This window comes from Tepidimonas sp., from assembly GCF_036825565.1.
GTDB lineage: Bacteria > Pseudomonadota > Gammaproteobacteria > Burkholderiales > Burkholderiaceae_C > Tepidimonas.
Window position 1 is genome coordinate 1 of the sequence record NZ_DAISXZ010000038.1, and the last position, 21977, is coordinate 21977.

Annotated in this window: 16 protein-coding genes, 1 tRNA gene and 1 pseudogene; 12 read left to right on the forward strand and 6 right to left on the reverse strand. The window is 68.4% G+C overall.

The genetic code is table 11. The annotated features are described in order from the left end of the window. Positions 1-17 precede the first annotated feature (17 nt). From V7026_RS06705 to V7026_RS06730, 6 genes are all read left to right on the forward strand, one after another. Entirely contained in the window at positions 18-1436 is a 1419-nt protein-coding gene (locus V7026_RS06705; protein ID WP_334154589.1) for a GspE/PulE family protein, read from the forward strand. 26 nt (positions 1437-1462) lie between these two features. Continuing rightward, complete coding sequence (gene gspF, locus V7026_RS06710) at positions 1463-2665, forward strand: type II secretion system inner membrane protein GspF (protein WP_334154590.1); 1203 nt, start codon at positions 1463-1465, stop codon at positions 2663-2665. A 2-nt stretch (positions 2666-2667) separates the two neighbouring features. Continuing rightward, entirely contained in the window at positions 2668-3300 is a 633-nt protein-coding gene (gene ampD, locus V7026_RS06715; RefSeq protein ID WP_334154591.1) for a 1,6-anhydro-N-acetylmuramyl-L-alanine amidase AmpD, read from the forward strand. Positions 3301-3434: 134 nt separating this feature from the next. Beyond that, a complete protein-coding gene (locus V7026_RS06720; RefSeq protein WP_334154592.1) occupies positions 3435-6314 on the forward strand; it encodes a ribonucleoside-diphosphate reductase subunit alpha in 2880 nt (959 codons plus the stop codon). A 143-nt stretch (positions 6315-6457) separates the two neighbouring features. After that, positions 6458-7711 (forward strand): ribonucleotide-diphosphate reductase subunit beta, encoded by a 1254-nt coding sequence (locus tag V7026_RS06725; RefSeq protein ID WP_334154593.1) that lies wholly within the window; start codon positions 6458-6460, stop codon positions 7709-7711. Between the two features lie 77 nt (positions 7712-7788). Continuing rightward, positions 7789-8517: a histone H1 gene (locus tag V7026_RS06730; RefSeq protein WP_334154594.1), complete on the forward strand. Its 729-nt coding sequence runs from the start codon at positions 7789-7791 to the stop codon at positions 8515-8517. A gap of 71 nt (positions 8518-8588) precedes the next feature. Here the strand turns inward: V7026_RS06730 and V7026_RS06735 are convergent, their stop codons facing one another. Genes V7026_RS06735 through accB form a run of 5 tightly spaced genes read right to left on the reverse strand, consistent with a single transcriptional unit; the run spans position 8589 to position 13244 of the window. After that, a complete protein-coding gene (locus V7026_RS06735) occupies positions 8589-9476 on the reverse strand; it encodes a carbohydrate kinase family protein (RefSeq protein WP_334154595.1) in 888 nt (295 codons plus the stop codon). 34 nt (positions 9477-9510) lie between these two features. Continuing rightward, positions 9511-10467: a zinc-ribbon and DUF3426 domain-containing protein gene (locus V7026_RS06740; RefSeq protein WP_334154596.1), complete on the reverse strand. Its 957-nt coding sequence runs from the start codon at positions 10465-10467 to the stop codon at positions 9511-9513. A 42-nt stretch (positions 10468-10509) separates the two neighbouring features. Next, a complete protein-coding gene (gene prmA, locus V7026_RS06745) occupies positions 10510-11412 on the reverse strand; it encodes a 50S ribosomal protein L11 methyltransferase (RefSeq protein ID WP_334154597.1) in 903 nt (300 codons plus the stop codon). A gap of 4 nt (positions 11413-11416) precedes the next feature. Beyond that, positions 11417-12769, reverse strand: a complete 1353-nt coding sequence (gene accC / locus V7026_RS06750; RefSeq protein WP_334154598.1) for an acetyl-CoA carboxylase biotin carboxylase subunit — start codon at positions 12767-12769, stop codon at positions 11417-11419. Between the two features lie 10 nt (positions 12770-12779). Next, complete coding sequence (gene accB, locus V7026_RS06755) at positions 12780-13244, reverse strand: acetyl-CoA carboxylase biotin carboxyl carrier protein (protein WP_334154599.1); 465 nt, start codon at positions 13242-13244, stop codon at positions 12780-12782. A gap of 108 nt (positions 13245-13352) precedes the next feature. Between accB and pilB the strand changes: the two genes are divergently transcribed. From pilB to V7026_RS06775, 4 genes are read left to right on the forward strand one after another with little or no spacing between them, the layout of a single operon-like run. Next, the gene (gene pilB / locus V7026_RS06760; protein ID WP_334154600.1) at positions 13353-15080 is read left to right on the forward strand and encodes a type IV-A pilus assembly ATPase PilB; all 1728 of its coding nucleotides are present in this window, start codon (positions 13353-13355) and stop codon (positions 15078-15080) included. 53 nt (positions 15081-15133) lie between these two features. Next, the gene (locus V7026_RS06765) at positions 15134-16348 is read left to right on the forward strand and encodes a type II secretion system F family protein (RefSeq protein WP_334154601.1); all 1215 of its coding nucleotides are present in this window, start codon (positions 15134-15136) and stop codon (positions 16346-16348) included. A gap of 41 nt (positions 16349-16389) precedes the next feature. Then, positions 16390-18048, forward strand: coding sequence for a tetratricopeptide repeat protein (locus V7026_RS06770; protein WP_334154604.1), 1659 nt, complete (start codon positions 16390-16392; stop codon positions 18046-18048). Continuing rightward, positions 18045-19691, forward strand: a complete 1647-nt coding sequence (locus V7026_RS06775; protein ID WP_334154602.1) for a response regulator — start codon at positions 18045-18047, stop codon at positions 19689-19691. The genes V7026_RS06770 and V7026_RS06775 overlap by 4 nt, the downstream gene beginning before the upstream one ends. A 9-nt stretch (positions 19692-19700) precedes the next feature. Here the strand turns inward: V7026_RS06775 and V7026_RS06780 are convergent. Beyond that, positions 19701-20911 (reverse strand): annotated as a pseudogene (locus V7026_RS06780) (urate hydroxylase PuuD). A 226-nt stretch (positions 20912-21137) separates the two neighbouring features. Between V7026_RS06780 and V7026_RS06785 the strand changes: the two are divergent. Continuing rightward, positions 21138-21213, forward strand: a tRNA-Ala gene (locus V7026_RS06785). 225 nt (positions 21214-21438) lie between these two features. Then, positions 21439-21936 (forward strand): transcription/translation regulatory transformer protein RfaH, encoded by a 498-nt coding sequence (rfaH, locus tag V7026_RS06790; protein WP_334154603.1) that lies wholly within the window; start codon positions 21439-21441, stop codon positions 21934-21936. Positions 21937-21977: the final 41 nt, after the last annotated feature.

A 21977-nucleotide genomic window follows, 5' to 3' on the forward strand; every position in this document is an offset into this window, starting at 1 on the left:
GCCCCCAATCCCGCCCGATGAGCGCTGCCTACCCGCTGCCCTATGCCTGGGCGCGCGCCCACGGCGTGCTGCTGCACGTGGACCGCGGCGAGCGCTGGCTGATCGTGCGCGCCAACGCCGCCGGCCCGCTGCCGACGGCGCAGATCGCGGCCATCGCCGAAGCACAGCGCGTGCACGGCCCCTGCCGGCTGCAGCGCGAAGCTGCCGCCGTTTTCGATGCCCGGCTGCAGGCCGCCTACGCCGACGGCAGCGGCTCCAGCGCCGCCGCCATCGTCAGCGAGGTCGAAAGCGAGGCCGACCTATCGCGCCTGATGCAGGAGCTGCCCCAGATCGAGGACCTGCTGGAATCGGCCGACGATGCGCCGATCATCCGCATGCTCAACGCGCTGCTGACGCAAGCCGTGCGCGAGCGCGCCAGCGACATCCACATCGAGCCGTACGAGCGCCACTCCAGCGTTCGCTTTCGCGTCGACGGCACGCTGCGCGAGGTGGTGCAGCCCAACCGGGCGCTGCACGCGGCGCTGATCTCGCGCCTGAAAATCATGGCCGAGCTCGACATCGCCGAAAAGCGCCTGCCGCAAGACGGGCGCATCGCGCTGCGGCTGGGCGGCCGCGCGGTGGACGTGCGCGTCTCCACACTGCCCAGCGCCCACGGCGAGCGAGCGGTGTTGCGGCTGCTCGACAAGTCCGAGGGGGTGCTGAGCCTGGAGGCCGTGGGCATGCAGGGCGAGACCTTGCAGCGGTTTGACCAACTCATCCACCAGCCGCACGGCATCGTGCTCGTCACGGGCCCCACCGGCTCCGGCAAAACCACGACGCTCTACGCCGGACTGTCGCGGCTGGATGCGCAGCGGCTCAACATCATGACGGTCGAGGACCCGATCGAGTACGAGCTGAGCGGCATCGGCCAGACCCAGGTCAACACCAAGATCGACCTGACCTTTGCCAAGGCCTTGCGGGCCATCCTGCGCCAAGACCCGGACGTGATCATGATCGGCGAGATCCGCGACCAGGAGACCGCCCAGATCGCCATCCAGGCGTCGCTGACCGGCCACCTGGTGCTGGCCACGCTGCACACCAACGACGCGCCCAGCGCCGTCACGCGCCTGGTGGACATGGGCATCGAACCGTTCCTGCTGGCCAGCTCCCTGCTCGGCGTGCTGGCGCAGCGGCTGGTGCGCAAGCTCTGCCCGGCCTGCGGCGGCGCCGGCTGCGCTGACTGCGGCCAGGCCGGCTACGCCGGACGTACGGGGCTGTTCGAGCTGATGGTGGTCGATGAGGGCCTGCGCGCCCTGATTCACGACCGCGCGCCGGAAGCCGCGCTGCGCGCGCACGCGCTGCAACACGGCCTGGTGCCGCTGCGTCAGGCCGGCGACGCGCTGGTGGCCCAAGGCATCACCACCGCCGAGGAAGTCTGGCGCGTCACGCGCGACTGAGCGACCCCGAGCCCTACCGCCCCGCGATGCCGACCTTCCGCTACCAGGCCCTCGACGCGCACGGACGGCGCCAGCGCGGCACGCTGGCGGCCGAGCACGCGCGCGCCGCGCGCGCGCAGCTGCGCGCGCATGGGCTGGTGCCGCTGCAGGTAACGGCGCTCGACAAAGCAGCCTCGGCCCGTGGCGGCGCGCACCGCTGGCCGGCGGCGCGGTTGGCGACGTGGACGCGGCAGCTGGCCGCGCTGGTCGACAGCGGCCTGCCGCTAGAGCGGGCGCTGGCCGAACTGGCCCGCGAGGCCGACGACGCTGCGCAGCAGGCGCTCGTCACCGAGCTGCGCGCCGAGGTCAACGCCGGCAGCACGCTTGCGGCGGCGCTTGCGCGCCATCCGCGCGTGTTCGACGCGCCGTACCGCGCGATGGTGGCCGCCGGCGAAGCCAGCGGGCGCCTCGGCACCGTGCTGCAGCGGCTGGCCGACGAGCGCGAAGCCGCCGAGGCGCTGCGCCAGCGCATCCTGGCGGCGCTGCTTTACCCGGCCATCGTCACCGCCTTCGCGCTGGCCATCGTGGTGTTTCTGATGACCTACGTCGTGCCAGAAGTGGCGCAGGCGTTCGCCAGCGGCAAACGCGCGCTGCCGACGCTGACGGTGCTGGTGCTGCAGATGAGCGCGTGGCTGCGCGGCTGGGGCTGGACGCTGCTGCCGCTGCTGGCTGCAGGGGTGGCGGCCTGGCGACTGGCCCACCAGCGCCCGGCGGCGCGGCTGGCGCTGGATCGCGCCTGGCTGCGCCTGCCGGTGCTGGGACGGCTGGCACGCCAGCTCGACGTGGCGCGGCTGGCGGCGACGCTGGCGCTGCTGGTGCAGGCAGGCGTGCCACTGCTGCGGGCGCTGGCCACCGCCGCCGACACGCTGCGCAACACCGCGCTGCAGCGCGACGTGCACGAAGCGCTGGCGCTGGTGCGCGAAGGCGCGCCACTGGCCGCGGCACTGGCCACCCGCCCGGCGCTCGCCGGGCTGCTGGTGACGTTCGCGCGGCTGGGCGAGCAGACCGGCCAGCTCGGCCCCATGCTGCAGCGCGCCGCGCAGCAACTGGCCGACGACGCCCAGCGCCGCCTGCTGCGGCTGACCACATGGCTGGAGCCGCTGCTGATCATCGCCATGGGCGGCGTGGTGCTGCTGATCGTGCTGGCGGTGATGCTGCCGATCATTGAGCTCAACCAGTGGGTGCGCTGACCATGGCTGCGCTGCCCGACGCCGACGACGGCTGGCTGCCCGGCGCGCGCCGCGCGCCCTCGCCCAACCACGGTCCGCGTCCGGCCGGCGTGCAGCCCTGGCTCGTGGTGCTGCACAGCATCAGCCTGCCGCCGGGCGAGTACGGCGGCCCGTGGATCGAGCGGCTGTTCACCAACACGCTGGACTGGGACGCGCACCCCTATTTCCAGGACATCCGCGGGCTGGAGGTCTCGGCGCATTTCCTGATCCGGCGCGACGGCGAGTGCGTGCAGTTCGTCGCGCTGGACCGCCGCGCCTGGCATGCCGGCCGCTCGTCGTGGCAGGGGCACGAAAATTGCAACGACTTCTCGGTCGGCATCGAGTTGGAAGGGCTGGAAGGCGACACCTTCACCGACGCGCAGTACGCCGCGCTGGCCGCGCTGCTGGCGGCGCTGCGCCCACGCCTGCCGGCGCTGCATGCGGTGGCCGGGCACGAGCACGTCGCCCCCGGGCGCAAGCGCGACCCTGGCCCTGGCTTCGATTGGGCGCGACTGATCCGCCTGACCGGCTGGCCGGCGGCGTGGTTTGCCAGCAAAGCGCCAGGCCAGCCCCCCACCCAGGAAAAACCCGGGGATATGGATCGGGCCGGGGGATAAATTTTTTTTGGGGCCGCCCCCTTGCCCCCAGGGCCTGCGTCGGTACACTACGGATAGTGTTTTCGGCTGACGTCAAACACTACATATAGTGTTTGCACGCCAGCATCCGCAGCCTTGATCTTCCGCGAGGATCCATGCAGACCACCCTCACCTCCCCCTCGTCCGCCGCCCGCTCGATGGCCGTCGCCGAACCGGCACGCGCCACCAGCAGCGCCACACTGGCACACTACCAGATCATCCGCCGCAACGGCGCGGTGGTCCCGTTCGAGCCCAACAAAATCGCCGTCGCTATGATGAAGGCCTTTTTGGCCGTCCATGGCCCGCAGGGTGCCGCGTCGGCCAGCGTGCGCGAAACGGTGGACCAACTGACCCAGGCGGTCGTTCGCGCCCTGGTGCGCTCGCGCCCCGGCGGCGGCACCTTCCACATCGAAGATGTGCAAGACCAGGTGGAACTGGGCCTGATGCGCGGCGGCCACCACGAGGTCGCGCGCGCCTATGTGCTCTACCGCGAACGCCGAGCGCAGGAACGCGCCGCCAAGGCGGCCCAGGCGCAACCTGCCCAGCCCGTGCTGCACGTGGTCGACGGCGGCGAGCGGCGCCCCCTCGACCTCGAACGCCTGCAGGCGCTGATCCACTCCGCGGTGGAGGGGCTGGGCGCCGACGTCAAGGCCGAGCCGATCGTGGCCGAGACGCTGCGCAACCTGTACGACGGCGTGCCCATGGAGGAGGTGCACAAGGCCGCGATCCTGGCCGCGCGCACCAAGATCGAAACCGACCCCGACTACACCTACGCCACCGCGCGGCTGCTGCTGCACACCATCTACAAAGAGGTGCTGGGCGAAGAAACCCCGCACGCGCAGATGCGCGAGCGCTACGCCGAGTACTTCCCGGCCTTCATCAAAAAGGGCGTGGAGGCCGAGCTGCTCAACCCCGAGCTGCAGACCTTCGACCTCGCCCGTCTGGGCGCGGCGCTCAAACCCGAGCGTGACCTGCAGTTCGACTACCTGGGGCTGCAGACGCTGTACGACCGCTACTTCCTGCATGTGCGCAAGCAGCGCATCGAGCTGCCGCAGGCCTTCTTCATGCGCGTGGCCATGGGCCTGGCGCTCAACGAGATCGACCGCGAGGCGCGCGCCATCGAGTTCTACGAGGTGCTCTCCAGCTTCGACTTCATGAGCAGCACCCCCACGCTGTTCAACTCGGGCACGCTGCGCTCGCAGCTGTCCAGCTGCTACCTGACCACGGTGCCCGACGATCTGGACGGCATTTACGAGTCGATCAAGGAAAACGCCCTGCTGTCCAAGTTTGCCGGCGGGCTGGGCAACGACTGGACGCGCGTGCGCGCGCTGGGCAGCCACATCAAGGGCACCAACGGCGAAAGCCAGGGCGTGGTGCCGTTCCTGAAGGTCGTCAACGACACGGCGGTCGCGGTCAACCAGGGCGGCAAGCGCAAGGGCGCGGTGTGCTGCTATCTGGAGACCTGGCACCTCGACATCGAGGAGTTCCTGGAGCTGCGCAAGAACACCGGCGACGACCGCCGCCGCACGCACGACATGAACACGGCCAACTGGATCCCGGACCTGTTCATGAAGCGCGTGATGGAAAACGGCGACTGGACGCTGTTCTCGCCGTCCAGCGTGCCGGACCTGCACGACAAGGTCGGCCAGGCGTTCGAAGAGGCCTACCTCGCCTACGAGGCAAAGGCCACGCGCGGCGAGATCCAGCCGTGCAAGACCGTGCGCGCCGTGGACCTGTGGCGCAAGATGCTGACCATGCTGTTCGAGACCGGGCACCCGTGGATCACTTTCAAGGATCCGTGCAATGTGCGCAGCCCGCAGCAGCACGTCGGCGTCGTGCACTCCTCCAACCTGTGCACCGAGATCACGCTCAACACCAGCGACACCGAAACCGCCGTCTGCAACCTCGGCTCGGTCAACCTGGCGCGGCACCTCAAGGACGGCCCCAACGGCAAGGAACTCGACCACGACAAGCTCCAGCGCACCATCACGGTGGCCATGCGCATGCTGGACAACGTGATCGACATCAACTACTACGCTGTCAAGAAGGCGCGCGACTCCAACCTGCGCCACCGCCCGGTGGGCCTGGGGTTGATGGGCTTCCAGGACGCGCTGTACGAGCTGCGCATCCCGTACGCGTCGCCCGAGGCGGTGGAATTCGCCGACCGCTCGATGGAGGCCATCTGCTACTACGCCTACTGGGCCAGCAGCGACCTGGCGGTGGAGCGCGGCCGCTATTCCACCTTCAAGGGCTCGCTGTGGGACCGCGGCATCCTGCCGCTGGACACGCTGGACCTGTTGGCGCAGCAGCGCGGCGGCTACCTGGAGGTGGACCGCTCGCGCACGCTGGACTGGGACGCGCTGCGCGCCAAGATCGCCCGCGACGGCATGCGCAACTCCAACTGCATCGCCATCGCCCCGACCGCCACCATCTCCAACATCATCGGGGTGGATGCGTCCATCGAACCGTGCTTCGGCAACCTGTCGGTCAAGTCCAACCTGTCGGGCGAGTTCACCGTCATCAACAGCTATCTGGTCAAGGACCTCAAGCGCCTGGGCCTGTGGGACGAGGTCATGATCATGGACCTCAAGCACTTCGACGGCTCGCTGTGGCCGATCGACCGCGTGCCGCAGGACCTCAAGGAGCTCTACCGCACCGCGTTCGAGATCGAGCCGGTGTGGCTGGTGGAAGCTGCCGCACGGCGCCAGAAGTGGATCGATCAGGCGCAAAGCCTCAACATCTACATGGCCGGCGCCTCGGGCAAGAAGCTGGACGAGACCTACAAGCTGGCCTGGATCCGCGGCCTGAAGACCACCTACTACCTGCGCACCACCGGCGCCACCCACGCCGAAAAGTCCACCGTGCGCAGCGGCGCGCTCAACGCCGTGCCCACCGCCGGCAGCGCCCCTGCCGCCGCGGCGCCGGGGGCGGTCGAGCCCGCCACCGACATCAAGTTCTGCGCCATCGACGACCCGGGTTGCGAAGCCTGTCAATGACGGCCCTCGCCGCCGGCGCCGGCCGGGCTGATGCCCTCACGCAACAGCCCGCCCCGCCAGCGGCCACCGGCGCCCCCGGCACAGGGCCAAACGCTTGTCATTTCGTCGATGCCTTTCAATAATTTCACGAATCGGACACCAACATGCTGACCTGGGAAGACCAAACGCCCACCGTTGCCCCCCAAACGGCACGCCGCACGCCCGAGGCCGCGCCTGCGCTGCAACCGGCCGTGGGGGCCGGCTCCCTCTTCGGCGCCACGCCCAACGCCCCCGTCGCGGGCTTCGACTATGTCTCTCCGGTGAGCGCCACGCCGGATGCCGCCCCGGCCGCCGCCAGCGCCCCCGCCGGCCAGTCGGTGCGCGCGCAGGCGGCGAGCTTTCGCCGCGTCAACGTCGCCGACAAGCGCATCATCAACGGCCAGACGGACGTCAACCAGCTCGTCCCCTTCAAGTACAAATGGGCGTGGGAGAAATACCTCGCCACCTGCGCCAACCACTGGATGCCGCAGGAAATCAACATGTCGCGCGACATCGCGCTGTGGAAAGACCCCAACGGCCTGACCGAGGACGAGCGCCGCATCGTCAAGCGCAACCTCGGCTTCTTCGTCACCGCCGACTCGCTGGCCGCCAACAACATCACGCTGGGCACCTACCGCCACATCACGGCGCCGGAGTGCCGCCAGTTCCTGCTGCGCCAGGCGTTCGAGGAGGCCATCCACACCCACGCCTACCAGTACATCGTCGAGTCGCTAGGGCTGGACGAAGGCGAGATCTTCAACGCCTACCACGAGATCCCGTCGATCCGCGACAAGGACGAGTTCCTGATTCCCTTCATCGACGCGATCATGGACCCGGCCTTCAAGACCGGCACGCCCGAGGCCGACCAGACGCTGCTGAAGTCGCTGATCGTCTTCGCCTGCCTGATGGAGGGGCTGTTCTTCTACGTCGGCTTCACGCAGATCCTGGCGCTGGGGCGGCAAAACAAGATGACGGGGGCGGCCGAGCAGTACCAGTACATCCTGCGCGACGAATCGATGCATTGCAACTTCGGCATCGACATGATCAACCAGCTCAAGCTGGAGAACCCGCACCTGTGGACGCCCGCCTTCAAGGCCGAGATCAAAGAGCTGTTCCTCAAGGCCGTGGATTTGGAATATCGCTACGCCGAGGACACCATGCCGCGCGGTGTACTGGGGCTGAACGCCAGCATGTTCAAGGGCTACCTGCGCTACATCGCCAACCGGCGCGCCACCCAGATCGGCCTGGAGCCGCTCTTCCCCAACGAGGAAAACCCCTTCCCCTGGATGAGCGAGATGATCGACCTGAAGAAGGAGCGTAACTTCTTCGAAACCCGCGTGATCGAGTACCAATCGGGCGGCGCGCTGTCCTGGGATTGATCCGCGGCGCGCCCGTCGTCTGCATCTCGCGGCCTCCCCCCTTCCAACCCCCGCCAACCTGAAGCAGGAGAACCCCCATGGCAACCGCGAAGAAGGCCGCCGCCGCGGCCACCGAGACCGCGAAGCAGAAGACGGCCGCGAAGGCAGCCACCCCGAAGGCCGCGAAGGCGGCGCCGAAGAAGGCCGCGGCCAAGTCGGCAGCCGCCGCCAAGGCGACGGAGACGGCCGACAAGGCCCCCGCTGCGCCGAAGGCAGCGGCCGCGCCGTCGACGGCCAAGGCCCCGGCGGCCAAACCCGCGGCCAAGGCAGCCGCCAAACCGGTCGAAAAAGCGACGGAAAAAGCGGCAGCGAAGGCCACGCCGGCGAAGAAGACCGCCAAGACGGCCACCCCGACGACCGCCGAAGCGGCGCCGAAAGGTACCAAGAAGGCTCCGGCCAAGGCGGCCCCGAAAGCCGCCGCCAAGTCCACCGCGACCCCCGCCACGGCCAAGAAGGCGAGAGCCCCTGGAGCCAAGGCTGCCGACAAGCCCGTTGCCAAGCCTGCGGCAACCAAGGCCGCAGCCAAACCCGCCACCAAAACCGAAAAGGCCGTCAAAACCGAAAAGGCCGTCAAAACCGAAAAGGCCGTCAAGACCCCGAAGGCCGCCAAGGCGGACAAGGCGGTGAAGGCCCCGGCCGCGGAAAAACCCACCAAGACCACGCTCAAAAAGAAAGCGACCAAGGCCGCCGCCGCCCCCGCACCCAGCGCGCAAACCAAGCTCAACCCGAAAGCCGCCTGGCCCTTCCCGACCGGCCCGCGTCCCTGAACGGGCATCCGCTGGCCTATGGCGATCCCGCTGTCCGTGTGTGAACGGCGGGTTTGCCCTGTGCCTGCGGGTCAGACGTCGAAACGGTAGTTTTGGCCTCCGCGGGTGGCGATTTTCGCTGCCCCCATGCGGTTGCCCAGCTGCGCCGCTTCGGTGACCGACCAGCCCCGGGCCAGACCGTGCAGCAAGGCGGCCCGAAACGCATCCCCACACCCGGTGGGGTCCACGATCTCGGCCGCCGGCACACCGGGCACGCGGATGCACTCGCTATCCTGCCAGACGTCGCAGCCCTGCTCCCCCAAAGTCACGACCAGAGCGCGCAGCCGCCGCGACAGCTCGGGCAGGGTCAAACCCGTGCGGTCGCACAGCAGCCGGGCTTCGTAATCGTTCAAGGCCGCCCAATCGGCCAGATCGACCAGCCGCAGCAATTCCGCGCCATCGAACATCGGCAATCCCTGGCCGGGGTCGAACACGAAGGGCACGCCCGCCACGTGCAGTTGTTCCGCATGTTCCCAGGTGGCCCGCTTGCCGTCGGGTGAGAGGATCGCCAGCGTCACCCCGTCGGTGGCAGTGATGGGGTTGGTGTGGGCCAGCGCCATCGCACCCGGGTGAAAAGCCGTGATCTGGTTGTTGTGGCGATCGGTCATGATCATCGCCTGGGCGGTGTAGCTCTCGGTGATCAGGCGCACGGCGGAGACGTCGATGCCCAGGGCGCGCAGGCGCTGCAGATAGTGCTCGCCATCGGCGCCCAGCGCCGCTACCGGCCGCACCGCACTGCCCAGCAACCGCAGGCCGTAGGCAATGTTGCCCGCGCAGCCGCCAAACTCGCGCCGCAACCCCGGTACCAGGAACGACACATTCAGGATGTGCAACTGGTCGGGCAGGATGTGGTCGGCAAAACGGCCTTCGAAGTCCATGATGGTGTCGAAGGCCAGGGAACCGCAGACGAGGATGGTCATGGGGAGGAGGTAAAAAACAGCGCCTCGCAGGGCGTCAGGGGTAGAAGAGCACAGCCCGGTAGCCCGTCATGCGGGCCGCGTCGGGGTGGTCGAAGGCCAGCTCCAGCTGTAACGGCCACTCGGCCCCCGGCGCCAGCCGCTCCAGGGGCTGTGGCCACGCGTCGGGCGTCCAGACGCGGCGCACCAGCACCTGGTCTTGCAGATCGGTCAGGGTCAGCTCCAGCGCGGGTGCCGCCACCTCGGTGTCCGCGTGGTTGCGCACCACGAGGTGAAAGCTGTAGCGGTCCGGCGCGCGCCGCAGCAGCACCGAGCCCTCGATGAGCACATCCTGTGGCCGCCGGGGCGGCGCGATGGTGCACCCCAGGCGGTCGCAAAACGCCGTCAGGGCCGGTCTGGCCGCGGGGTAGCGCGCCGCCAGGGCGTCGCGCCAGTACCACGCGATCTGTCCCGCAAGCAGCGCCGCCAACCCCAACGCCAACAGCGCGAGGATGACACGCACGATGGGGCTGCGCCAGAAGGCCCGCCGCCGCGCCTGACGAACGAACGACGGTTCCTGCGCCGTCACCTCGGCCTGCTCGCCGAACGGGTCATGGTCGCCGCCCTGGTCGCGCGCCGCGTCCGCGCCACCCGCCTCGACCGAGGGGACGGCATCGTACCCGTCATAGCGCGGCTCCTGCAGGTCGAACTCGGGCTCGGGCCACGGCGCCGGTTCGGGCGCCTGTTGCGGCCCAGGGGCGGGCTCGGGCTCGGCTGCCGCGTTCCCCGGCGGTGCCGTGGCGGGGATCGGTGGCGGGGCGGTCGGCTGGGGTGCCGCCTCGGGCGACGGGGGCGCAGAAGAGGGCAGCGGAGCGAAGGCCGGCTGCAGGTCCAGCGTGGCATCGAACACCTGCTGGCAATGGCCGCAGCGCACCCAGCCGTCGGCGATCTTGAGCTGATCCGCCACGACCTTGAAGGCCGTTCCACACGATGGGCAGCGGGTAATGAAGCTCATGCCCGCGATTATGACGGCGCCGTCCGGGGCGCTGCGCAGCACTCAGCCCCGACGGGCCGTCATGAGGATCCAGCCGTCCTCGGCGTCGGTGACCGCCAGCGTCAACCAAGCGGCATAGACCTCGCGCAGCTCGTCGGCCTGGCGTTCCAGTATGCCCGCCAGTACCAGATCGCCCCCGTCGTCGACGTGGGCACACAGCAGCGGGGCCAGCACCTTGAGCGGCGTGGCCAGGATGTTGGCCAGCACCAGCCCGTAGCGGCCCTGGGCCGCCTCGGGCAGTCCGGCGTTCACGGCCACCCCATTGGCTGCCGCGTTGAGCCGGGTGGACTCCACGGCGGCCGAGTCGATGTCCACCGCGTCCACCGTCGCCGCGCCCCGCTTGGCCGCGGCGATAGCCAGAATACCGGAACCGCAGCCGTAGTCGAGCACGCGCCGGCCCGCCATGTCGTGGCGGGCGATCCAGCGCAGACACATGCGCGTGGTGGGGTGGGTGCCGGTACCGAACGCCAGCCCGGGGTCGAGCCGGATGACGGTGCGGGCCTCGGCGGGCGGCTCGTGCCAGCTCGGCACGATCCAAAAATCGGGCGCGATCGGCACGGGGTCGAACTGGGACTGCGTCAGGCGCACCCAGTCGGTGTCGACCACCGGCCGCACGCCGACCACCTCGCAATCGGCAAAAAAGTCCTGCAGGGCCAGCAAGGCGGCCGCTTCGCGGGCTTGTGCTTCGGTGTCGAACAGCGCAACCACCTGCGAGCGCTGCCACCCAGGCGCCGGCGCGGGCAGCCCAGGCTCGCCGAACAGCGCCCGCTCCGCCGGGGTGTGCGCATCGGCGTCCTCGACCGAGACGCTGAGCGCCTCCAAGGCCTCCAGCGCGTCGCAGACAACCTCCACACGCGCCTCGGGCACGCGCAACAGCAGTTCGTGCCAGCGCGCCGCGCCAGCCATCGGTTCAGCCCCGCTCACGTTGCGCCAGCCAGCTCTCGAGGTAGTGGATGTTGGTGCCACCGGCCTCGAAGTTGGCGTCCACCATCAGCTCGCGGTGCAGCGGCACATTGGTCTTGATGCCCTCGATCACCACCTCGGCCAGCGCACCGCGCATACGCGCCAGCGCCTGCTCGCGGGTGTCACCGTGCACGATGATCTTGCCCACCATCGAGTCGTAGTGGGGCGGCACGGTGTAGCCCGAATAGATGTGCGAATCCACCCGCACCCCGGGGCCACCCGGGGCGTGCCAGGCCGTGATACGCCCGGGCGACGGCGTGAACTTGTACGGATCCTCGGCGTTGATACGGCACTCGATGGCGTGCCCGCGCAACTGCAGCTGGCGCTGGGTGAACGGCAGCTTCTCGCCCGCGGCCACCAGGATCTGGGTGCGCACAATGTCGATGCCGGTGATCATCTCGGTCACCGGATGCTCGACCTGCACGCGCGTGTTCATCTCGATGAAGTAGAACTCGCCGTTTTCGTACAGGAACTCGAAGGTACCGGCCCCGCGGTAGCCGATCTTTTTGCACGCCGAGGCGCAGCGGTCGCCGATGCGCTCGATCAGGCGGCGCGGAATGCCCGGGGCGGGCGCCTCTTCGATCACCTTCTGGTGGCGGCGCTGCATGGAGCAGTCGCGCTCGAACAGGTAGACGGCGTTGCGGTGCTGGTCGGCCAGCACCTGGATCTCGATGTGCCGAGGGTTCTGGAGGAACTTCTCCATGTACACCTCGGGGTTGTTGAAGGCCGCCGCCGCCTCGCTCTTGGTGGTCTGCACGGCGTGCAGCAACGCTGCCTCGGTGTGCACCACGCGCATGCCGCGCCCGCCGCCGCCCCCGGCGGCCTTGATGATGACCGGATAGCCGATGGACCGCGCGATGCGCTTGATCTCCGCCGGGTCGTCCGGCAGCGCGCCGTCCGAGCCCGGCACGGTCGGCACGCCGGCGCGGATCATGGCCTGCTTGGCCGAGACCTTGTCGCCCATCAGGCGGATCGACTCCGGCGTCGGGCCGATGAAGACGAAACCGCTCTTTTCCACCCGCTCGGCGAAGTCGGCGTTTTCGGACAGAAAGCCATAGCCGGGGTGGATGGCTTCGGCGTCGGTGACCTCGGCGGCCGAAATGATGGCCGGCATGCTGAGGTAGCTCTGGCTCGAGGGCGCCGGGCCGATGCACACCGCCTCGTCCGCCAGCTTGACGTACTTGGCTTCGCGATCGGCTTCGGAGTAGACGACGACGGCCTTGATGCCCATCTCGCGGCAGGCGCGCTGCACCCGCAGGGCGATCTCGCCGCGGTTGGCGATCAGAATCTTTTTGAACATGGCGGCGTCCTCACTCGAGGACGAACAGTGGCTGGCCGTATTCCACGGCCTGGCCGTTCTCGACCAAAATTTCCTTGATCACGCCCGCGCGATCGGCCTCGATTTCGTTGAGAATCTTCATCGCCTCGATGATGCACACCGGCTCGCCCTCCTTGACCGCCTGGCCGACCTCGACGAACGGCTTGGCGCCCGGGCTGGGGGCACGGTAGAAGGTTCCGACCATGGGCGATTTGATCACGTGTCCCTGGATCTCGGCGGGCGCCGGCGCGGCGACCGCCTCGGCGGGCACGGGCGCCGTCAGGGTGATGGGTGCGGCCGGAGCGGCTACCGCCGGCGCCGCCACCGGCATCATGACCGGTGCAGCCGGAGCGGCCTTGACGATGCGGACCTTGCCTTCGGCTTCGGTGATCTCAAGTTCGGAAACGTTCGATTCCGAGACCAGGTCGATGAGCGTCTTGAGTTTGCGCAGATCCATGGTGACTCCGTACTATGCACCGAACTTGTGTTGATCTTGCCGCGAACGTCGCGGAAAGAGCGCGAAATATACACGAGCCGATGCGCACCGCCCGCCCCGAGGACCGCCATGACCGATGACGACGGCGTCGCCACGATGGCCCTGCCGGGGCTGGCGCGCGCGCTGATCGCCGCGGGCGCGCTGTCCCAGCAACAGGCCGAAACCCTCTATGCCCGTGCCCAAAGTCACCAGACCGGCTTCATCACCGAACTGATCGGCAGCGCCCTCGTCTCACCGAGCGATCTGGCGCACACCATGTCGGTGGCGTTTGCCGCGCCGCTGATCGACCTGGACGCCATCGATCCGCAGCGGCTGCCGCACCACCTGCTCGACCCCAAAACCTGCCAGCAGTATCGCATCGTGCCGCTGGCCCGCCGTGGCAGCCGACTGTCGGTGGCGACGGCCGACCCATCGGATCTGCAGGCGGCGGAGAAAGTCAAGTTCGAGACGCAACTGGCCGTCGACTGGATCATCGCCGAGGTGGACAAGCTCGGCAAACTGGTCGAGACCTACACCGCCAGCGCCGGGCAGGTCATCGAGCAGATCGTCGGCCAGACCTTCGACTTCGAGGCTGAGGGCATCGAAATGACCTCGGCCGAGCCGGCGGACAAGGTGGCCGCCGAGGTCGAGGACGCCCCGATCGTCAAATTTCTGCAGAAGATGCTGCTCGACGCGTACACCATGCGCGCGTCGGACCTGCACTTCGAGCCCTACGAGCACCACTACCGCGTGCGGATGCGCATCGACGGCCAGTTGCGCGAGATCGCCACGCCGCCGGTGGCGATCAAGGACAAGCTGGCCTCGCGCATCAAGGTCATCTCCAAGCTCGACATCGCCGAGAAGCGCGTGCCGCAAGACGGGCGCATGAAGCTCAAGGTCGGCCCGGACAAGGTGATCGACTTTCGCGTCAGCACGCTGCCGACGCTGTTCGGCGAGAAGGTCGTCATCCGCATCCTGGACCCGAGCAGCGCGCAGATGGGCATCGACGCGCTCGGCTACGAGCCGGACGAGAAGGACAAACTGCTGGCGGCGATCAACCGCCCCTACGGCATGGTGCTGGTCACCGGTCCCACCGGTTCGGGCAAGACGGTGTCGCTGTACAGCTGCCTGAACCTGCTCAACCAGCCCGGCGTCAACATCTCCACCGCCGAGGACCCGGCCGAGATCAACCTGCCCGGCGTCAACCAGGTCAACGTCAACGAGAAGGCCGGCCTGACCTTCGCCGCGGCGCTGCGCGCCTTTCTGCGCCAGGACCCGGACATCATCATGGTCGGCGAAATCCGCGACTTGGAGACTGCCGACATCGCCATCAAGGCCGCGCAGACCGGCCACCTGGTGCTGTCGACCCTGCACACCAACGACGCGCCCTCGACGCTGACGCGCCTGGTCAATATGGGCGTGGCGCCGTTCAACATCGCCGCCAGCGTCAACCTGATCACCGCCCAGCGGCTGGCACGGCGCCTGTGCCCCAAGTGCAAGGTGCCGCACCACGATCTGCCACGCCGGGCGCTGCTGGACGCCGGCTTCACTGAGCAGGATCTGGAGGGCGACTGGCAGCCGTACAAACCGGTGGGCTGCTCCGCCTGCCACGACGGCTACAAGGGGCGTGTCGGCATTTATCAGGTGATGCCCGTCAGCGAGGCGATCCAGCAGCTGATCCTGCGCGGCGCCAGCGCGCTGGAGATCGCCGAGCAGGCCCGCCGCGAGGGCGTGCGCACGCTGCGCGAAAGCGGCCTGCGCAAGGTTAAGATGGGCATCACGTCGTTGGAGGAGGTTCTGTCGGCCACCAACGACTGACGGCTCCAGTCGCCCGCGCCCGTTCATCGCCGACATCCACAGAGGGATCGCCCATGGCCACCGCAACCCCCGCCGCCCGGGACCACGTGTTCGAGTGGGAGGGCAAGGACCGCCACGGCAAGACCGTTAAGGGCGAACTGCGCGCCGCCGGCGAGGCGCAGGTGCAGGCGCAGCTGCGCCGCCAGGGCATCGTGGTGCAGAAGGTGCGCCGCAAGCGCTTCGCCTCGGCCAAACGCATCAAGCCCAAGGACATCGCCATCTTTACGCGCCAGCTGGCCACAATGATGAAGGCCGGCGTGCCGCTGCTGCAGGCGTTCGACATCGTCGGCCGCGGTAACCCCAACCCGAGCGTGGCGCGGCTGCTGTACGAGATCCGCACCGACGTCGAGACCGGCACCTCGCTGTCGGCGGCGTTCCGCAAGCACCCGGCCTACTTCAATTCGCTGTACTGCAACCTGGTGGAGGCGGGTGAGGCGGCCGGTATCCTGGAGGACATCCTCGACCGCCTGTCCACCTACCTGGAAAAGACCGAGGCCATCAAGGGCAAGGTCAGGTCGGCGCTGATGTACCCGACCGCGGTGCTGGTGGTGGCCTTCATCGTTGTCTCGGTGATCATGATCTTCGTGGTGCCGGCGTTCAAGGAGGTGTTCACCTCGTTCGGCGCCGACCTGCCGGCGCCGACGCTGGCGGTCATCGCCATGAGCGAATTCTTCGTCGCCTACTGGTGGCTGATCTTCGGCGCGCTGGGCGGCGGGCTTTACTTCTTCTTTCAGGCCTGGAAGCGCAGCGAGAAGGTGCAGCGCTTCATGGACCGGCTGCTGCTGCGGCTGCCGATCTTCGGCCAGTTGGTCGAGAAGTCCGTCGTCGCGCGCTGGACGCGCACGCTGTCGACGATGTTCGCCGCCGGCGTGCCGCTGGTGGACGCGCTCGTTTCGGTCGGCGGCGCGGCCGGCAACTCGGTCTACGCCGATGCCACCGCCAAGATCCAGCAGGAAGTCGCCACCGGCACGGCGCTGACACAGGCCATGAACAACACCGGCATCTTTCCGTCGATGGTGCTGCAAATGTGCGCGATCGGCGAGGAATCCGGCTCGATCGACCACATGCTCGGCAAGGCGGCCGACTTCTATGAGCAGGAGGTCGACGACATGGTGGCCGGTCTGTCCAGCCTCATGGAGCCGATCATCATCGTCATCCTGGGCACCATCATCGGCGGCATCGTGGTGGCAATGTACCTGCCGATCTTCAAGCTGGGCGCGGTGGTGTGAGCATGCCCGTGTCGGGGCCGGGCACAGGGGGGCCTGTGGAGATGCACCGAGCGGCCGCACTGGTCGTCGATGGCAATCCCACCACCCGTATGACGCTGGCGGGGCAGCTGCGGGGCTTTGGCTTCATCTCCATCAGCCAAGCCAGCCGCATCGCCGATGCGCGGCGCGAGATCGAGCGCCACGCCTTCGACCTCGTGGTCTGCAGCGACGCCTTCCCGCGCGGCGGCTCCGGCCAGGCGCTGCTGGACGACCTGCGCCGCAGCGGGCTGCTGCCGTTTGGCACGGTGTTCATCCTCATCACCGACGAGGCCACCTACCTGAAAGTCGCCGAAGCGGCCGAGTCGTCGGTGGACAGCTATATCGTGCGGCCCTACTCCGCCGGCAGCCTGTACGACCGCATCGAACAGGCGCAACGGCGCAAGGCGGCGCTGTGGGACATCCACCGCGCGCTGGAAGAAGGCCGATACGACGACGCCGTCGAGCTATGCCTGCAGCGTTTTGCGGCGCGAGGGCCACAGTGGTTGTCGGCCGCGCGCTGGGGGGCAGAGATTTTGCTGCGTCTGGGCCGCTTTGGCCAAGCGCAGGCCCTGTTCCAATCCATCTGGGACACCGAACCCCACCCCTGGGCCCTGCTGGGCGTGGCGCGCTGCCAGCTCGACAGCGGGGCCACCGCAGCGGCACTGGACACCCTGCGCCATTTAATCGAAACCGCCCCCGACTACCCCGACGCCTATGACGTGCTCGGGCGGGCGCAGATGGAGCTGGGGCAGTTCGAGGACGCGCTCGACAGCCAGAGCAAGGCGCTGGAGGCCACCCCCATGGCCATCGGCCGCCAACAGCGGCTGGGCATGCTGGCGTTTCTTGTGGGCAACCGGGACAAGGCCATCGAACTGCTGCAGCGCGCCTCCTACCTGGGGCTCGACTCCAAGATGTTCGACGCCGAGAGCCTGGTGCTGTTGGCCATCGCCGCCTTCGAGCGCCGCGACCCGGCGGAGCTGGAGCGCCATCACGGCGAGCTGCGCAAGCGCGCCCTGGCCAACCCCGACGACGCGCGGCTGCAGCGCTTCGTGCAACTGGTCGATCTGCTGGCCCATGCCAACGAGCAGAGCGCAGACGCCATCGCGCCCGCCCTGATGGCCATCGGCGAGACCGTCGTCGCTCCCGACTTCGACATGGAGGCCGCCTGCAACCTGCTGGCCGTGCTCGCTGCCCTGGCGCGGCACACGGCCCTGCCCGACCAAGAGGCCCTGGTCACCCGGCTGGGCCTGCGCTTTGCCACCTCCAAGGCCATGGGCGAGCTGCTCGCCAACGCCGCCAGCCACCACACCCGGTATGCCGAACGCCTGCGCGAGTGCGAAGCCGCCATGGTGCAGCGCATCGAGCAGGCGCTGCGCCGCGCCAGCCAGGGCGAGCCAGTGCTGGCGCTGGCGGAGCTGTACGCCGTGGCACAGGAGAGCATCAACGCCCGGGCGGTGGAGGCCGCCTGGCTGATGTTGCAGCGCTACGACAGCGACATCCCCAACGCCGACAGCTGGCGCACCCGGGTGGCCGCCTTGCGCCAGGCGTATGGGACGGCGCGCAACCGCCCCGCCTTGGGCGACCCGCGGCTGCGCCCCTCGGGGGGCGTCAATCTGGGCCCCATGGACCGCGCCGCGCCCCCCGCCATCCCCCCTGGGCATGCCGATAATCCCGCGCCATGAGCCTGATGGATCTGTACGGGGCCACGGCGCTGGTCATCGATGGCAATCCCACGTCGCGCTCCATCCTGGTGTCCCAACTGCGCGAGATGGGCGCTCGCACGGTGGCGCAAAGCCCTCGCATCACCGACGCGCGCCGCCAGCTCGAGTTTCGCACCTTCGACGTCGTGGTGTGCGAGCAGCATTTTCCCAACGACAGGGGAACGGGCCAGGCGCTGCTGGACGATCTGCGCCGCGCCGGGCTGCTGCCCTTCGCCACCGTGTTCATCATGGTGACGGCCGAGGCAGCCTACTCCAAGGTCGCCGAGGCGGCCGAGTCCGCGCTCGACTCGTACCTGCTCAAACCCTTCACCGCCAGCCAGTTGGCACAGCGCATTGGCCAGGCGCGGCACCGCAAGACGGTGCTCAAGGACATTTTCGAGGCCGTCGAGGGCGGGCGATATGAGCGCGCGGCCGAGTTGTGCCTGCGGCGCTTTCAGCAGCGTGACGACTACTGGCTGTACGCGGCGCGAGTGGGCGCCGAGTTGCTGCTGCGACTGGAGCGCTACGACGAGGCTCAGCGCCTGTACGAAGCGGTGGTCGAGGCCAAGGCCATGCCCTGGGCCAAGCTGGGTGTGGCGCGCGCGCAGCTCGAGGCCGGTCAGTCGCATAAGGCCAGCCAGACTCTGGAGAGCCTAATCAACGGCGAGCCCGGCTACGCCGACGCCTACGACGTCATGGGGCGCGCCCAGATCGAGCTGGGCAACTTCGACGCCGCCTTGGCCGCCTACCGCATGGCCACCGAGCTGACGCCCTCGTCCATCAGCCGGCTGCAGCGCCACGGCATGCTGGCGCACTACTGCGGCCAGAGTGCGCTGGCCGAGGAGTTGCTGGCGCGCTCGGTCCGGCTGGGGCTGGACTCCAAGATGTTCGATGCGCAGTCGCTGGTGCTGCTGGGCTTCATGCGCTTCGAGGCCGGGGACCGCAAAGCCCTGCAACGCTACCTGGACGACGCCCTGCGCATGGTGGAGCGCCACCCCAAATCGCTGCGGCTACGGCGGCTCGCCCAGGTGCTCGAAATCGCCCTGCTGCTGCACGATGCGCAGGTGGCGCGGGTACTCAGCGAGGTGCGCGCGATGATGGCCACCATCACCGAGGCGGACTTCGACTTCGAGGCCGCCTGCAACCTGACCACGCTGCTCGCCTACCTGGCCCAGCGCGCCATCCAGATCGACGAGGTCGAGGAACGCCTGTCCGTGCTGGGGCGGCGCTTTTGCACCTCCAAGGCCTTGACGGCGCTGCTGGCGCAAGCTGCCAACGCCCACCCCCCGTATGCCGAGCGGCTGTCCACCCTACACAACGAGGTGCTGGGCATCGTGGAACACGCCATGCGCCAGAGTCTGGCCGGCAATCCGCGCGCGGCCGTGCTTGAGTTGATCGAGCAAGGGCGCGCCACCTGCAACGCCAAAGTCATCGAATCCGCCTGGGGCGTGCTCAAACGCTATGAATCACGCATCGACGACGCCGCAGCACTGGCCGAAGTCATCCAACCGCTGCGCGAGCGCTACCAGTCCTACGCCAACAAACCCGTCATCGGCGACAAGGCCGCCCGGCAGGCCGGTGGGGTGAGCCTGCGGGTCATGGACGTCAAAACGGTGGAAGGCTGATTCCGCGCTTCAGGGCGATGAGGCGCCTTCACCCCCGGCGCGCAGCCACGCCGCGATCAGGGCGCTCTCGTCCTCCGTCATTCCGGTCGCGTTGTTGAGCGGCATCTGGCGCGTGACGACCACCTGCTGATAGACGGCCTGCGCATGCTGCGCCAGCGCCGGCGCGGAGTCCAACCGAACATTCTTGGACGCCAGCGCCTCGCCGTGGCACGTCACGCAGCGCTGCTGCACCACCGCCATAACCTGGGCCGCATCGGGGGGGACCGCCGTGGCCCCCGAACTGGCGGGAGTTGCCGGCCGCAGCCAGACAACGACTGCGCCGATCACCGCCACGCCCACCGCCGCATACGGCCACGGGTGCGCATTGCGCCCCAGGTGGAAGCCGTGGCGGAGCACGAAAAACTGGCGAATCGCCGCGCCCGCGGCCATCAGCGCCAGCAGCACCAGCGCATTGGATGCGTGCCCGTACAGAAAGCTGTAATGGTTGCTCAGCATCGCAAACACCACCGGCAGCGTGAAATAGGTGTTGTGCACGCTGCGCTGCTTGCCGCGCTGGCCATGCGCCGGATCGGGCGCCTGACCCGCGCGCAAAGCCGCCACGACCTTGCGCTGGCCGGGGATGATCCAGAACAGCACATTGGCACTCATGGCCGCCGCCAGCATCGCCCCGACGATCAAAACGCGGCGCGCCCCGCAAACCACTGGCACGCCAGCCACGCGGCCACCGCCACCAAGGCCACGACCGCCCACCCCACCTTGCGGTCGCCCCCCGGCGTCTGGCCCCAGAGGCGGCAAATGCCGTCGTACAGCACCCAAAACACCACCAGAAACCCGAGCGCGGCCGCACCGGCCATCCACGGTGCCGGCCACGCATACACCCGCGGATCGACCAGATAGACATCGGCCTGCCACAGGTAGGACACGGCAAACAGGGCAAAGCCGCTGAGCCAGGTTGTGTAGCTCTCCCAATAGAACCAGTGCAATCGGGGCGGCAGACTGGGCGGCGCCACCGCATACTTGACCGGGTGGTAGAACCCGCCGCCGTGCACCGCCCACAACTCACCCGAGGCCCCGTCGCGGAGCAGCCGCTCGTCCGCCGGCGGCGTCAGGCTGCTGTCCAGAAAGACGAAGTAAAACGACGACCCAATCCACGCGATGGCCGCGATCACATGCAGCCAGCGCAACAAAAAATTGGCCCAGTCCAGCAGATAGGCATCCACCGTGCGCTCCATGCGCGTCGCGCGCAGGCGTTGTACAGCCCCCACCACCGCGGGCGCTGTGGGAGCCCCTGGCCGCGACCCGCACACGCACCGCCCCACCCGGACGGCGCACGCGCCCTTGCGCCGCTGCGACCCATCCGACGTGTATACAGTTTTGGTCGGTGGCGGCACCCCGTGCAGCCATCGGCATGGAGCGGCACGGTTTTCGGTATAATGGGTACTTCGCGGGCCGATAGCTCAGCTGGGAGAGCGCTGCGTTCGCAATGCAGAGGTCGGGAGTTCGATCCTCCTTCGGTCCACCATATTTTTGGCGAGCCCACTCCAAGGCTCGCCTTTTTGTATTTGGCGTTACCCCAGGCACTGTGCGGCTTTTCGCCACTCTCCGTGCGCCAGTCTGGCGTCGTTTCAGGTCACTGGGGGCGTTTTGTTGATGCACCGTACAAACTGCGCCAGTGTTCACGCCGAACATTGAGCCACTGAGCCGAAGGATAAAATGCCGACGACAAGAATAGCCTTCGGTGGTGCCCATGCACTGGTATCTCGTCCACACCAAGCCCAAGCAGGAAATGTGCGCCCTGGAAAACCTCCAGCGCCAGGGCTACCAGTGCTATCTGCCCACCCGCCCGTCCGAAAAGCTCCGTCAGGGCGCGCTGACGGTCCTGGACGAGCCCCTGTTCCCGCGTTACCTGTTCATCTGCCTGGGCCTGGGCGATTCGGCCTTGAGCTGGGCGCCCATCCGTTCGACCAAGGGCGTCAGCCGGCTGGTCAGCTTCGGTGCCGAACCGGCGCGGGTGGATGAGGGCCTGATCGAACTGCTGCGAACTCAGGAAGCATCGGTTCGGACCGAACCCGAGCGCCTGTTCAAGCCGGGCGAGCGCGTGCGCCTGACCGAAGCGCCGTTCGCCGGCATCGAAGGCATCTACCAAATGGCCGATGGCGAGCGCCGCGTCATGGTGTTGATCGAACTCCTCTCCAAAGAAGTCCGGGTGCGGGTCGCACCTGCCCATCTGCGCAAGGTCGGCTGAAGTTCGTGCGAAACACTCCTCAACGTCGTGACGGTGTGGCA